Annotated in this window: 9 protein-coding genes and 1 pseudogene; 5 read left to right on the top strand and 5 right to left on the bottom strand. The window is 39.7% G+C overall.

Annotated features, from left to right (window positions below; all coding sequences use genetic code 11):
• Positions 1-4 precede the first annotated feature (4 nt).
• Positions 5-1,854: pseudogene (locus tag ACWIUJ_RS06045) on the top strand (ammonia-forming cytochrome c nitrite reductase subunit c552).
• A gap of 205 nt (positions 1,855-2,059) precedes the next feature.
• Positions 2,060-4,303, top strand: coding sequence for a formate C-acetyltransferase (gene pflB, locus ACWIUJ_RS06040; RefSeq protein WP_454169619.1), 2,244 nt, complete (start codon positions 2,060-2,062; stop codon positions 4,301-4,303).
• Positions 4,304-4,420: 117 nt separating this feature from the next.
• Here pflB and ACWIUJ_RS06035 read toward each other — a convergent pair whose 3' ends face one another.
• The 5 genes from ACWIUJ_RS06035 to ACWIUJ_RS06015 all read right to left on the bottom strand — a co-directional run bounded on the left by ACWIUJ_RS06035 (position 4,421) and on the right by ACWIUJ_RS06015 (position 9,746).
• Positions 4,421-6,244 (bottom strand): hypothetical protein, encoded by a 1,824-nt coding sequence (locus ACWIUJ_RS06035; RefSeq protein WP_454169617.1) that lies wholly within the window; start codon positions 6,242-6,244, stop codon positions 4,421-4,423.
• 143 nt (positions 6,245-6,387) lie between these two features.
• A complete protein-coding gene (locus tag ACWIUJ_RS06030) occupies positions 6,388-6,903 on the bottom strand; it encodes a hypothetical protein (protein WP_454169615.1) in 516 nt (171 codons plus the stop codon).
• Between the two features lie 3 nt (positions 6,904-6,906).
• Positions 6,907-7,638 carry a DUF3800 domain-containing protein gene (locus ACWIUJ_RS06025; protein ID WP_454169613.1) on the bottom strand — a complete coding sequence of 244 codons (732 nt, stop codon included), beginning with the start codon at positions 7,636-7,638 and terminating at the stop codon, positions 6,907-6,909.
• A 60-nt stretch (positions 7,639-7,698) separates the two neighbouring features.
• The gene (locus tag ACWIUJ_RS06020) at positions 7,699-9,594 is read right to left on the bottom strand and encodes an N-6 DNA methylase (RefSeq protein WP_454169611.1); all 1,896 of its coding nucleotides are present in this window, start codon (positions 9,592-9,594) and stop codon (positions 7,699-7,701) included.
• On the bottom strand, positions 9,594-9,746 hold the full coding sequence (locus tag ACWIUJ_RS06015) for a hypothetical protein (protein WP_454169609.1): 153 nt from the start codon (positions 9,744-9,746) through the stop codon (positions 9,594-9,596). Before ACWIUJ_RS06015 ends, ACWIUJ_RS06020 begins: the two co-directional genes overlap by 1 nt.
• Before the next feature lie 167 nt (positions 9,747-9,913).
• Between ACWIUJ_RS06015 and pflA the strand changes: the two genes are divergently transcribed.
• The 3 genes from pflA (at position 9,914) to ACWIUJ_RS06000 (ending at position 15,389) form a co-directional block, all read left to right on the top strand.
• On the top strand, positions 9,914-10,678 hold the full coding sequence (pflA, locus tag ACWIUJ_RS06010) for a pyruvate formate-lyase-activating protein (protein WP_454169607.1): 765 nt from the start codon (positions 9,914-9,916) through the stop codon (positions 10,676-10,678).
• Positions 10,679-10,767: 89 nt separating this feature from the next.
• Complete coding sequence (locus ACWIUJ_RS06005; RefSeq protein WP_454169605.1) at positions 10,768-12,864, top strand: HsdM family class I SAM-dependent methyltransferase; 2,097 nt, start codon at positions 10,768-10,770, stop codon at positions 12,862-12,864.
• A complete protein-coding gene (locus tag ACWIUJ_RS06000; RefSeq protein WP_454169603.1) occupies positions 12,861-15,389 on the top strand; it encodes a restriction endonuclease subunit S in 2,529 nt (842 codons plus the stop codon). Before ACWIUJ_RS06005 ends, ACWIUJ_RS06000 begins: the two co-directional genes overlap by 4 nt.
• Positions 15,390-15,449 lie beyond the last annotated feature (60 nt).

Here is a 15,449-nt window from a genome sequence, read left to right as displayed (position 1 = left end):
TAATATGATGCCAATTCTTGTTGTTTTGGCTGTGATTGTCGTGATAGGCTTGCTTTGGTTTAATTACGATATTGGCAAAAAGAGCGCGGAAGTCCCAAAAGTGGCTTCTAAAGATGTGGTGGAGCTTAGCGATGATAATCCGACATTTGATTGGTGGGGGAGAAACTTCCAGAATATTTAGATATGTATCTTATTGTGGAGAAAGAAGAGCCTAAATACACAAATTATGGCGGTAATTTGGCGTATTCAAAACTTATTCGTTATCCGCAACTTACACAACTTTGGGCTGGTTATCCGTTTAGTCTTGATGCAAATGAGGAGCGAGGGCACTTTTGGATTCAAGTCGATCAAATGGATACAGCAAGGAATAACAAAGATTTTCTTAATGCACACGGATTTGCGAAGTTTGGAGGGCAGCCTGCAGCGTGTATGAACTGCCATAGTGGTTGGACACCTTGGCTTATCAAAAATGCTGCTGGTGGAGATTTTACACGATTTAACTCTACGAAATATTGGACTATGATTAAAGGCGTGCCTCCTGTAAATGGTGCAACTGAAGGAGATGACCAGCACAGAGGACCACACGGAGGAACTCGAATGGGCGTTACTTGTGCGGATTGCCATAATCCTGATGGTATGGGACTTAGAATCACAAGACCAGCACTTATCAATGCTCTTGTTGATTTTAGAGGGTATGAGCGAGATGAGTATCAAGGCGTGAAAGCCGATAGAAAAGAAATGCGAACGCTTGTATGTGCGCAATGCCATGTGGAGTATTATTTCCGTCCAACAGGCACTAAAGTAACCGTAACAGGCGAGAGCATTTCTAAAGATGAAAATGCTAAGTGGTTTAATGGTGAGCAAAAAACTTATGAGGAATACGATGTATGGCGCAATGGAAATCAACCAATCGAAATTGAAGTCGATGGACAAAACCTTGTATTCCCTTGGTCAGCGTGGAAAAAGGGCGAGGCTTTTAGAATCGAAATGTTTGATGAGCATTATGACAAAGCACGAGCAGATGGTGTGTTTAAGCAAGATTGGCAACACAAAATTACAAAAGCACCAATGCTTAAAATCCAACACCCAGAGACCGAACTCTTTAGCGGTGGCGTGCACGCGCAAAATGGCGTAGCTTGTGCGGATTGCCATATGCCTTATGTAAAAGGAACAGGTGGAAGAAAAGTTACTCAACACAACATTACTTCACCGCTTAATGAAATTAACGCGGCGTGTAAGACTTGCCACACTCAACCAGAAGAGTATCTTAAAGCACAAATTGCAGATATTCAAAAATCTGTCGCCTATGATTTAAGAAGTGCTGAATATGCGACTGTGAGCCTTATCCAAGATATTAAGCGACTGCGCGAGGAATTAGGCAAGCTCCCAGCATATCAAACCGAAGGTAAGGCTGATGATGAAAAAATCACTAAAGCCCTCGCAGAGCCACTAGAGTTACACCGCAGAGGACAAATGAGAGGAGATTTCGTGGGTGCTGAGAACTCAACAGGATTCCACAATCCACGCGAAGCAAGTAGAATGCTACTGCAAGCTGTGGAAATGGCGCGAATGGGTCAAACTAAACTTGTAGAGATTGCAAGCGATAATGGAATCAAAGGCTTTAAAACTTCTGACCTTGGCTTTGAAGACATACAGAAGTTTAATCCGGGTGAAATTACCTACAAAGTGGATTTGAATGGCAAAAAAGCGGGTGATAGATACTATGACCACCTTAATGTCAATGGTCCTGCGCCAAAAGAGTTACTAGAGCTTGATAAAAATACAAAGCCTTACAACTTTAAAGAAGTGGATAAAGTAACTTCTCAAATCACTACTTACAAAGGCGCACACTAAGTGCATTAAAGGGAGATGAACTCTCCCTTTAAATTTTTCTTTCTTATCTTCTTTATATTTGTTGAAGTTTTGCTTCAACTCCTTTGTTTTATATTTTTTTAAGTTTTACTAAAGCAACAAGGTTGTAAGATTCTATCTTAAGGCTATTTGTTTTAAGAATCTTTTAAGGCAAAAAATCACAGCCTACAAAAGAAAGGAGCGAGGAATGAGCGAAAATACAAAAGTGCAAATCTTAGGTGAATTTGAAAAGGGAATCTGGCAAGATGAAATCAATGTGCGTGATTTTATCGTCAAAAATTTCACGCCTTATGAGGGCGATGAGAGTTTTTTAAGCGCACCTACAAATGCAACAAAGCAACTGTGGGAGCAGGTTTGCGCACTAATGAAAGTAGAGAGAGAGCGCAAGGGCGTGTATGATGTCAGCACGGATATTATCTCTAGCATTACTTCGCATAATGCGGGCTATATTGATAAAGATTTAGAAGTTATCGTGGGACTACAAACCGATGAGCCACTAAAGCGTGCGATAATGCCTTTTGGCGGGTATCGTATGGTGCTAAATTCGCTTAAAGCATACAACAAAAAAGAAGATTCTCAAGTGGCAAATGTGTTTAAATATCGCAAGACGCATAATGACGGCGTGTTTGACGCATATAGCGATGAGATGCTTTTAGCGCGAAAAGTGGGAATCATCACAGGACTCCCCGATGCCTATGGCAGAGGGAGAATCATCGGGGATTATCGCCGAGTGGCACTCTATGGCGTAGATAGGCTTATCGAAGAGAAAACCAAAGCCAAAAAAAAGCTCACCCCCGATGTGATGAGCGAGGAAGTGATTCGCTTGCGAGAGGAGATTTCAGAGCAGATAAAGGCACTAAATGAGCTAAAAATTATGGCACAAAGCTATGGTTTTGATATTTCTGCACCTGCAAAAGACACAAAAGAGGCGATTCAGTGGCTTTACTTTGGCTACCTTGCCGCGATAAAGGAGCAAAACGGCGCAGCAATGAGCATAGGGAGAATCTCCACATTTTTAGATATTTTTGCCGAGCGTGATTTAAGTCTTGGCAAATACACAGAGAGCGAAATCCAAGAAATGATAGACCATTTTGTGATGAAGCTACGAATGGTGCGATTTTTGCGCACGCCCGAGTATGATGAACTCTTTAGCGGGGACCCCACTTGGGTTACGGAATGTATCGGGGGAATGTGCCTTGATGGACGCCCGCTTGTAACCAAAATGAGCTATCGCTTCCTCCATACGCTTTATAATCTAGGACCAGCCCCAGAGCCAAATATGACCGTGCTTTGGAATACACGATTGCCACAGAATTTCAAGGATTTTTGCGCACGGGTGAGTATTGATACTTCATCGATTCAATATGAGAGCGATGAGATAATGCTAAAGGAATTTGGCGATGACTACGCGATTGCGTGTTGCGTAAGCCCGATGAAAATCGGCAAGCAAATGCAGTTTTTTGGGGCGCGGTGTAATCTCGCAAAAGCCATACTTTACGCCATAAATGGTGGCAAAGATGAAAAGCTAGGCATTCAAGTCACCCCTATGCTCGCTCCTATAACGAGCGAATATTTGGACTATGATGAGGTGAAAGGGCGGCTAGATATTGTGCTTGATTGGCTAGCACGGCTTTATATCAACACGCTTAATGTCATTCACTATATGCACGATAAATACTGCTATGAACGAATCGAAATGGCGTTGCATAACGAAGAAGTGGTGCGCACTATGGCAGGGGGAATCGCGGGGCTTAGCGTGATAGCGGATTCTCTCTCTGCGATAAAATACGCTAAAGTCAAGCCTATCCGCAATGAAGCGGGGCTAGCGGTGGATTTTGAGATTGCGGGGGATTATCCAAAATATGGCAACGATGATGATAGAGTGGATAGCATCGCAGTAGATTTGGTAAAAAGTTTCTCTCAAAAGCTCGCTTTGCACCCAACTTATCGAGAATCCACCCCCACAATGAGCGTGCTAACCATAACCTCAAATGTCGTCTATGGCAAAAAAACAGGCTCTACGCCCGATGGACGCAAAGCAGGAGAGCCATTTGCCCCGGGGGCAAACCCTATGCACGGACGCGATACAAACGGCTGTGTGGCGAGCTTTTGCTCTGTGGCAAAACTGCCGTTTAAATACTCAAAAGATGGGATTTCAAATACATTTTCTATCGTGCCAAGTGCGCTAGGGAGCGACCGTGGAGCGCAGGAGCAAAATCTAGTATCACTAATGGACGGGTATTTCGCTGATGAGGGCTATCATCTCAATGTCAATGTCTTGCAAAAAGATATGCTAAAAGATGCTATGGAGCACCCCGAGAAATACCCCCAGCTTACCATTCGTGTAAGTGGCTATGCGGTAAATTTCATCAAACTCACAAAAGAGCAACAACTCGATGTCATCTCAAGGACATTCCACGAGAAAATGTAGATTTTGGAGGTGGGTTTGTCATTGCGAAATTTTGCGACTTTGTCAAAAGTTGCAAAATCGTGGTAATCTAGCTCTTTATTGTCATATTAGCGTAGCACTTAGCGCGAAGTAAAATCTCTATTTCGCGCTATTTTCTATGTTTTGCTCGACTTTGGCTTTAGCGGATTGTAGCAAATCTTTTGATTTTTTGCGTAGGGCGAAAGATTTTTGGATTTTGGAGGCGATTTGCTCTTGTGTGGCGGAATCTATTTTTGGGATTAGGATATTTTGCAATTCATCTTTTGAAATCGCCGTTAAAATCGTGCCGCTTGGAAATTTGCGCAAATACTCTTGAAAAAATGCGCATTTAAACAAAACCAGCAAAGTTTCGCTGTTTAAGTTCGCCGAATCCAACACATAAAAGCCCGTTGATACAAGGCAATTATCAAATTCAGGCGTGATTATCGCACAACTTGCCAAACTCCCTTCGATTGATGACATTATGAAATCGCCCGTTTTTACCTTGCGCCTTGCCCTTGTTGGCAGATTTTCGCCTAAATCCTCCAAAGGTTCGCTTATGTTGCCGTTGTTGCCTATGTTTGCAAGCTCGATATAGCGGTATTGTTCCCGTGCTTTTGGCGTGAAGTTAGAATCCTTTATTTCGCTAGGTTGTAACTGAAAATACCCGCCTTGATAGTCCTTGATTTTGGATTCCATTAAATCATATTTGGTTTGGTAATATTCGCTATCAAGTCTCCCACTTATGCCATAGCTTTGGGAGAGTGGGCGGATAGAGAGATTTAAATGCGGGTATTTTTCAACCCACCCCCTAGCCCCCTCCGCAAGGGAGGGGGAAAATTGGGAATCGCCACGCGCAAGGGAGGGGGAATTTACATTGTCATTCTGAGCGAAGTGCGAAGCACGAAGCGAAGAATCTAAATGGTTTTGCGAAATTGTGTTTGTATTTTTGGATACTTCGCTACGGTCAGCATGACAAAGTGGGGAGCGAGTATGACAAGATAAGGTATCATTGCGAGAAAATTCGTTAGAATTTTCGTGGCAATCCATAACATTGTCATTTTGAGCTTTCGTAGAAAACGAAGAATCTAAATTGTCATATTGAGCCTGTGAAAAAGGCGAAATATCTCTATTTTGTGGGTTATTTGAGATGCTTCGGGCTACGCTCTCAGTATGACAATAGGTTTGCAAAGATTCAAGGGGATTGTGTGAATCTAACCCTAATGCTTCGTATAATAAATTCTCCGCTTCTTTGTAAAGCACCTTTGAATCCTCTAATGCCTTATGCGAATCTTGGACTAGATTTTGGATTTCTAATTGAAAATCTTGCGAAAATTGGGGGACATAAATATTTTTCAAATAATATGGTGCTATCTCTGGTTGTAATCCGCCATAAATGCCCATATTTATTTGCTTTTTCCCGTATTGAGTATTTAGAAATACAGCCAAAAAACATTGATTAAAAAACGAATTTTTAGCTATTAAAATATGAGAAGAAGCTATTGTTTCTATATCAATATTATAAACTGCACAATCTCCACAATTTGCGCCCGTTCTAGTGATTAGAATATCATCTTTTTGTATAAGATTCTTTGCTAGTCTTTTCGCATCTTGTTTTGATATAAAAACTTGATTACTTTCAGAATCTATGAATAAAGGTCGTAAATTTTGTGTGCGAAAAAACCATACGCCATTTTCAGAATCTACATAGTTTCTTTGAATCTCGGCTGGGTGCTTAATTGAAATATCCGTGTCTTTTAATTGTATAGGATTTAAATTTAAAAGCCTTGCTTCGTTTTCCAAATATTCTTTTTTAAAATACTCGCTATCAATGCGCTTACTTTCATTATCCTTTTGCACTTGTGAGAGCGAAAGAATGGCAATCTCCAAATGCGGATATTTCGCCTGTAAGGATTCATTTAGTGATTTATTTACATTTTGCATTATTGCCACCTTTTTTCACATAGTTTATTTATTTTGTCGATTTAAGCTAAATATTAGGTTGTTTGAATTAAAATAACTACGCTCAACTACCGATGGTAGAAAGAGGTGGCTTTGGAGCTGCCGTAACGCTCCACCAAACCTTGCTAAAACCATTCACAACCCCTTAGCCTTAAATCTACTTCGTTTGTATAGTCGCTATATTTACGCGCAAATGATTGCCTTTTTCTATCATTGTCTATGTAAAAACTTGTAACAATAAATGCAGTGTTATTTCTCGTGGTAATTTTTTCTAAAATGACGACAAAGTCGTGGGCATATAACCACAAATAAAGTCTTATTTTGCCGTCAGTTTCATAAAAATAAAACATTTTAATATGTGGCTTGTCATAATCGTTTATAATGCGCTTTACCCATTGAATTCTTTTTGCCCTTTGCTCATCAAAAAGCCTTAAATTGGCATTTTTTCTGCTTATGATATGCCAAAAAGTTTCCTCTATTTCTAAATTTTCTTTTTGTAATTTGTTATGACACTTTGGGTCAATTAAGATTGTATTTAAAAAGCATTGAGATTGTATGAAATCTTGACAAAAAATTTCATAAGCAAGGGCTATTTTATCTTTTTCGCAGACGCATTGTGCAAAATCTAGGCAAGGATACATTGGCTATTTTCCTTTGCCTAATTCTATTTTAAAAATATTAAATTTACTTTCCCAAGGTGGTGTGCTTAATTTAAGGCTTTTATTATATAGCTTTGATTCAAGGATATTGACTATATAATTTTTGATTTCACTTTTATGCTCCAAGTCCTCTCTTGCTTGATATGCGATAGCCCCTATCAGCAAATCAACAAGTTGGATAATATTTGATTCGTGTGATTTGGCTGTAAAGACTTCCACATTTAAGTTGTCTTTATATTTGCTTTGTAAAACTTCTTTTAATTGTTGCATTCTTGTGCCACATCTTGAATCTTTATAGTCTAAATAAATTTTTGCGTCAATTTTCTCACCTACATTGACTTCTGCTTCAAATAAATTTCTAAAAACATAATAAAACATTTTATAATAAAACAAATCTGCACTTCCATCATTATAAATATCGTGCTTTAAATTCTTTTTGCTTGGTATTAAAAGGGCTTGAAACTTTAAGCATACTTCGCTAAAAAAGAAGTCTAATAATTCGTCATAAAAGGGCTTTTGGGAAATATGTAGCTTTGTCCATTTTAATTCTTTGTGGTAGTTGTGTTTATGTTTTAAATATTTTATATGTTTGTTGATTTGCTCTACTTCTTCTTCTGCCACACGAATCGCACCTAAAACCATAATGTTAGATTTTAGCGTGGGATTATCTTTGTAATCCAAATGGTTGCTTTCATCACAAAAGATTTTATATTTCATTATTCACTCCAAAAAAGCATTTAGCACACAATTTTACCTAAAATTCTCTTGTGTTTGATTTTATTTTGATTCGCGCCAAAAGCTTAGATTTTCAGCTTTTGCAAAATCGATAAACGCTTCGGCGATTCCGTCCTGCGTCAGTCCATCGTGGTTAAACAAATCGTGGTCAATGATTTTATGCCCGTGCGAATCCAAAATAAAATCGCCCTGCGCGTCTTTTAGGTAGATTTTCTCGCCAGAATTATCCTTGCTAGGCTTACTCATAGTCGCAAAGAAAATGTTGTAATCGCTCGTTTTGGGGCAAAGCTCGCCCCCATTTTTATCGCCATTTTTGCCACCATTTTCATCGACACCGCCCCATTTTTGCAAGATTAGCACGCTTGTTTTTGTGCCTGTGTGGGGTTTGAAAACATTGCCGTGAAGTCCTATCACAGCTAAAATCCGCGCTTTGTCCGCGATAAATTCGCGTATATATTTATCGCTAGAATTATTAAACCTGCCCTGTGGCAAAACAATAGCCATTCGCCCGCCATCTTTTAGCATATTTAAGTTGCGCTCGATAAAGAGTATATCGCGCCCCACTTTGCTTTGTGCCTTGCCATTTGCGTTTTTGCCGAGTTCATATCGCGCTAAGATTCGGCTCTCTTTTATATCCCCTGCAAACGGGGGATTTGCCATCAAAATATCAAAGTTAAAATCTCTATTTGCGTCCCTTTCGGCACGGAGCTTTTTAAGCCGTTTCCACCCTTCAAAGTAAATATCCTCCCATTCGTCATTTTTGGTCCATTCCTCCCAATGCTCATAATCGATAGAATTTAGATACAGCACATTGGTGTGTCCATCGCCTGCGATGAGGTTTAGCATTTTTGAGACGCGCACGGATTTGTCATCAAAGTCGATTCCAAAGATTTTTTCTTTGACATAGTCGGTGCACTCAGCGATTTTGGATTCTGCGGTGAAAAGGTGGCTTTGGCTTAAGCCTTTGTCTTTGTAAAGTCGCTCCCATACATAAAAGCAAGTGTGAATGGGAAAGCCACAGCTCCCACTTGCAGGGTCTATCATTGATTCATAAGGTTTTGGGTTTAGCATTTTTACGCACATATCGATGACATAGCGCGGGGTGAAATACTGCCCTTTTTCGCCTTTGGCGGATTTATTGACTAAGTATTCAAAGGCTTCATCGATGACTTCTAGGTTGGAGTTAAAGAGTTTGACATTTTCTAGTGAGCCGACACATACGCTAAGATGCGATGGGGAGAGCTTGATTTTATCATCTTTGCTAAATACGCCCTCCCATTTTTCTTTTGCCCTGTCAAAGATCTTTTCGATTTTTGCTTTTAGCTCAGAATCTGATTCGCCGTAGTTTTTAAATTCTAGATTTCGCGTGGCATTTCGCGCACTCTCTAGCTCATCATAAAGTTTGATAAACACAAGCTTAAACACTTCCTCAAACACATCTACACCCGCATTTGCTAGCACTTCATCTTCCATATCTAAAATGATATTTTTTAGGCTTGTTTTTTGCGTGCGGAGAATGTCCTTTGCTATCAAATCGCTAAATGTAAAATCCTCTTGCAAAATGTCTTTTAGGCTTTTATCCTGCGTGGGGATATTTGGGATTGGCTCAAAATAGTTTGGGTCTTTGCGGTGGTAGTAGCTAATTTGACTGCCATTGCACCATACCGCCATAGTCGCGCCTGTGGCGTTGCAATAGCTTTTTAGCTGCTCTTTGCCCTCTTTTAATTTGGGCTTTTTGACTTCGATTATTATGTAAGGCGTGGTAGGTTGGAGTTTATCCATTATGATAATATCTGCGCGTTTTACCTCGCGCCCAAAATGAATGGCACATTCGACTTGAATGCGCGATTTTGGGTAGCCGTATTCGTGTATGAGTTTGTCTAGGTAAAGTTGGCGGATAATCTCTTCTGGGGTGAGTTTGATTTCTTTGCCACGCACTAGGCAGGGCGCGTAGTAAGTATGTTTATTCCCCCCCCCATTAGCGTTTTAACGACAATGTTTGCCTCTAGATTCTTTATGGCTTCTTGGCTAAAAATCTCTAATCTATACTCGCTATCTTTGAGAATCTGTGCTAGCTGTGGAGTGTGCATAGTGTGTCCTTTGTATTGCTCGTATCTTGCTTGTGTTGTTTGGTTTTATTAGGTTTTTAAGAGGGTTATTGTAGCCAAGTTGTGCTAAGATTTTGGCGTTGTGGATTTTACATAAGAAATACAATGTGTAACAAATTATCCCATCAAAGGCATTAAGGGTAAGAGCGTTGAAAACAATCATTTTGCAGGATTTTTTAAATCGTTATAAAGACATAAAAGCCCGCGTGCATTCATTTGAGAGCTTTGGGGGGAGCGATGGTCCGGGTGTGCGCTTCGTGCTATTTTTGCAGGGCTGTCGCTTGCGCTGTTTATACTGCCATAACCCTGATACTTGGGATTTACACAGCGGAGTTGAGATGAATCTCAAAGATATTCTTAAAAAGATTTTGCCTCATAAAAAGTTTTATCAAAACGGCGGGGTTAGCATTTCAGGGGGCGAGCCACTGCTACAAAGCGAGTTTTTATATGATTTTTTAGTCGCGCTAAAATGGCTTGGATTTCACACTGCGATTGATACGAGTGGGAGTGTCGCTATCGAAAAATCCAAAAAGTGCATAGATGAGGCAAGTATGCTTCTGCTCGATATTAAGGAAGTAGATGAGCGCGATTGTGTGGGATTAACAGGGGCGAGTGGCAACAATACGCTAAAGACGCTTCACTACTGCGAGGAGGTGGGTAAGCCCGTGTGGGTGCGCTTTGTCTGCGTGCCAGAGCACACTTTGCAAACGCATAAAATCCACGCATTAGGCGAGATACTGCGCTCATTGCAATGCGTGCAAAAAGTGCAACTCCTGCCATTTCACCAGCTAGGCGCGCACAAATACGAGCAACTAGGCTTACGCTACAAGCTAGCACATCTCCCCACGCCCACAAATGAAGCAATGCAAGAGGCAAAAGAGATTCTCTCTAGTTATGGATTAGCACTTGGGTAGATTTTGCTACAATTATGCGCAAAATCTCCTCTACATTTATAAATGTAGAGGGCTTAATTACAATCAAATTAAATGCCAAAGGAGCACAAATGATAACCAAAGATAACTTGCAAGATTTGCTTCTCTCACTTGGATTTGTAGAATCTAGCGCGCAGATTCTCACCAAAACTTTCAAAGCGCAAAAATCCCTAGCGGGGGGGGGGGGGAATACTACTACTCTAAAAGTTGATTTTAAAGCAAAAACAATCAGCTACCTCCCGCTTGATGAGAGGTTTAGCGAGGGAGAATATCCAAGCAAAGATAAACCAAGCAATGGCTTTATTATCCACCGCCACACCACGACAAATTTAACCTCAAATGAAAATTTTGTCTGCCTTTTGGCTGTGGATAGACTTTTAAGCAAAGGTTATGAAGCAAGGCATATCATCTTAGAGCCGACTTTCAAAGTCGGACATAATCAGAAAGTCTATGGCGATATTTTGGTGCTTAATCAAAATTTTGAAAATCTTATTTTGATTGAAAACAAAACCTATGGCAAAGAATTTGACAAAGAATGGCAAAATATGCTTAAAGATGGCGGACAGCTTTTTAGCTACTACGCGGTAAATAAAACACCATTTTTGTGCCTTTTAGCGTATGATTTTGATTTTGCGTCAAACAAAATTATTTACAAAAGCTACATTATCACTACCAAAGACAATAAAGAGCATTTACAGCTTGTAAATGACGGAGTAGAAAAAGACAAACAAAAACTAGGCTTTGAGGATTCTGCAAACGCCAATGCTAAAGATTATTTCAAAGTGTGGAGCGAGACTTATCAGTTTGCCACTACGACAAAAGGATTGCTTGAAGATGATATTTTGCCATATTTAGTAGGCAAAGAAAAATACACACTTAGCGACTTACAAGTCGTCCCTTACAACGAGATTGCAAACATTTATCACACATTTGCTACTATTTTGCGAAATAACGCCATAGGCAACTACGAAAACACATTTTATGTGCTTGTGGATTTATTTTTATGCAAAATCATCGATGAGCAAAGCAACCCGCAAGATTTGCAGTTTTATTACAAAGGCGTGAGTTATGACAATCCTTTTCACTACATAGATAGATTGCTAAATCTCTACGAAAAAGGCATTGACACGCTTTTTAAGAAAAAAGTTGTCAATATCTCAAAAAGTCAAATAGATTCTCTTTTTACCCAAGCCAAACGCTACAAAGGAGAATTTAAAGCCAAAATTGAAAGCATTTTTGACAAACAAAAGTATTTTAATATCAAAAAATTTAACTTCATCGAAGTCGAAAATGAGGAGGAATTTTTTATTAACTTCAAAGTGCTTATTCAAATAAGCAACCTTATCCAAGATTTTTATATTACCCAAAGTGAAAACAATCAATTTTTAGGCGACTTGTTTGAGGGATTTTTAAACCGCTCTGTGCATCAAACAGAGGGGCGATTTTTTACCCCTACGCCTATTACAAATTTTATTATTTCCTCATTGCCTATGCTCTCATCACAGCCAAAAGTGCTAGATTTTGCTTGTGGAGCGGGACATTTTTTGACAGAATTTATCACGCACAATCAAAATGCTAAACTTTATGGCATCGAGAAAAACAAAGATTTAAGCAAAGTCGCCAAAACAGCCTGTGTCCTGCATAATGCAAGTCAAACACAAGTGATTTTTCAAGACGCCCTAGATTTTGTCAAAGAAGCATTTGCTAGGGATTTTGAAAATGGCAGTTTTGATATAATCATTTCAAATCCACCCTACTCTGTCAAAGGCTTTTTAAGCACGCTTACGCAAAAAGCATTAGCAAATTTTGAGCTAAGTCAAAGCATCGATACCAAAAGCTATGACAAAAATGGCTCTATTGAATGCTTTTTTATCGAGCGTGCAAAGCAGTTTTTAAAAGAAAATGGGCTTTTGGTGCTGGTCTTACCTGTAAGTGTATTGCAAAAAGGACAAATCTATGAAAAAACGCGCGAGATTTTATTTGCACATTTTAAACTTCTCGCCATTGTCGAGCTAAACTCACGCACTTTTGGCTCCACAGGCACACAGACAATCATTCTTTTTGCCAAGAGGGTAGAAAAATACGCCAAAGATTTGATTTGCGCTTTGCAAGAAACAAAATTTGATGACGAGCGAATAGCAAATGATTTTGATAAAAAAGACTTTTGAGGGAATATTGTGATTTTGTGGGCTATGATTATGATGAGTTTAGAGCGTTTATGGGTGGAGGCGATTTAGCACAAAATCTAGCACAAAATGAAGTTTTCAAAGACTACAAAAGCGATTTTGACTCCACTAAACCAAAAGTGTTTAAAAAAGTAGCTATTAAAGAAAGCGACAAAAAAGATTTATTTGAGCAATCAAGCTTTTTTATGCCAGACCTAAGCCCAAAAGAATCAAAACAAGCCCTTCATAATTTTGAAAAAAGCACAGAATTTAAAGAAGCTACAAAGGCATTTTATGTGAAGCAGTTTTTAGCGCAGATTCGCCATTTAGAGCAAGAAAAAATGCTTTATTACGCGCTTATTTGCGATGAAAAAGTGCTTGTGCTAAAAAGCCCAAATGACAAAAACACCCAAAACAAAAGCAACAAAGCAAATATAGTCAAATTTTTAGGCTATGATTGGAGCAAACGCAAGGGCGATGAGGGGATTAAATACCAAACCACCACGCTAGAAAACGATGAGTTAAAAGAGGGCAAAGATGACAGCGATGAGGAAAAGAAAAGCAAAGAAGCCCTGCGCAATATCAACTCTGTCAAATACATTAGCACCCCACTTTATAATCCAAATGACAAAGAGGACAAAAGCAAACTTGCCTTTGGTATCAAATCTTTTATACGCGCCCAAGAGCAAGATTTAGATTCGCAAGATATACATAGTGAGCTAGAAGCGATTTTATCAAATCTACAAAGCAAAGAAGCAGATTCTTATAGTCTTTTTGTAAGCGATATAAAATCTATGCTTGATTTTACCCGCGCAGAGTTTAGCAAAGCGATTAGTCTAAATCCTGCCACGCAAAATAGCGCAAATAATCTTTTTGAAAATTCTAAATTTGAGATGGTAAGATTAGGCGAAGCAATAGCAGAAAATCCAAAATCAAAAATTCAAGTCAATCAAGTCAAAGAAAACACAAAAGGCAAATATCCTTTTTACACAAGTGGGCTAAACATTTATCGCTACGATGAAGCATTGATAAGCGGAGAAAATATATTTTTATCCACAGGCGGAAACGCATTAGTGCAATTTTATGACGGGGAAAGTGCCTATTCTACCGATACTTACGCAATTAAAAGCCGTAATGAAAATGAATTTTTTACAAAATTTATTTACTTGCTTTTAGAAAATATTACACCTATAATTAACGAATTTTACTTTAAAGGAATGGGCTTAAAACATTTACAAAAAACAGAATTTAAAAATATAAAAATCCCCAAACCGCCCCTAGAAATCCAACGCCAAATCATAAGCGAATGCGAGAGCGTAGAATCCCAAAGCCAACATATAAAAGACTTAATCGCGTTGTATAGGGATTTAATTAGCGCGATTTTAAATAAATGTGGCATAAGCGATACCCACCCCCTAACCCCCTCCGCAAGGGAGGGGGAAATAAGAGGAGAATCCTCTGCAATCAAGGGGGAATCTATGCCGTCATTGCGAGAATCGCGAAGCGATTCGTGGCAATCCACAAACACAGATTTACTTATAGAATCTCTATTATCCCAAATCACCACGCTACAATCTAACCTTGATTTTAAAATATTACCCACCCCTAAATCGCCCTCGTGCTGCGGGAGGGGACTTGATTTGTCTTTTGTGAATGACACACCACCCCAAACCTCTCGGCTAAGGGGAGGGGCTTATTTTGATTCCTCCCTTGCGGAGTCGCCACTCTCTCTTTCCCCCTCCCTTGCGGAGGGGGTTAGGGGGTGGGTGCAATCCCCCGATTCGTCATTGCGAGGGAATGAAATGAGCGTGGCAATCCACACCGATTGTCATACTGACCCTGAGCAAAGCGAAGGGGAAGTATCCAAAAATCCACAAAATAGAGATATTTCGGCTTTTTCAAAGCCTCAATATGACAAGAATATAGATTGCCACGATTTGACTGCGTCAAATCTCGCAATGACGGATTTACTAAAATCCCTCCCCACACCACCAAAACAGGGTTGGGATAAAGTCGCTTTAAGCAATGGCGACATTTTTGAGCTAACAATCGGCGAACGAGTGCTTGATAGTGAATTGCACGAGCAAGGCAAAATCCCTGTGTATAGCGCAAATGTAACCAAACCCTTTGGATTTATAAACAAAGAATTGCTAGAAAAACTAGGCGATTATGACAGAGATAGCGTGCTTTGGGGGATTGATGGCGACTTTATGATAGGTTTTGTGCCGAAAAATACGCCGTTTTATCCTACCGACCATTGCGGAGTGCTACGCATTAAAGACAAAAGCACAAATATGCGAATCGCGGGATTTGGGCTAGAAAATGAAGGGCGCAAATTTGGATTTAGTCGAAACTTACGCGCTTCGATTAGCCGAATCAAATCGCTTAAAATCCCCTTGCCACCTTTACGCGAGCAAGAAAAAATCATTGCTTGCATCGAAAGCATAGAATCCAAAATATCTGCGCTAGATTCCACCCTCCCTGCGTTAGAACGCACCAAATCCCAAATCCTGCAAAAATATCTTTAGCATAGTGTGAAATCATCGCATTAAGTGGTGGGGTGGTGTGATTCACACCACAGGGTTATT

This window comes from Helicobacter sp. 23-1046, assembly GCF_053654635.1.
The sequence above is the reverse complement of the archived record's forward strand: the minus strand, read 5'-3'. Positions and strand labels throughout refer to the sequence as shown.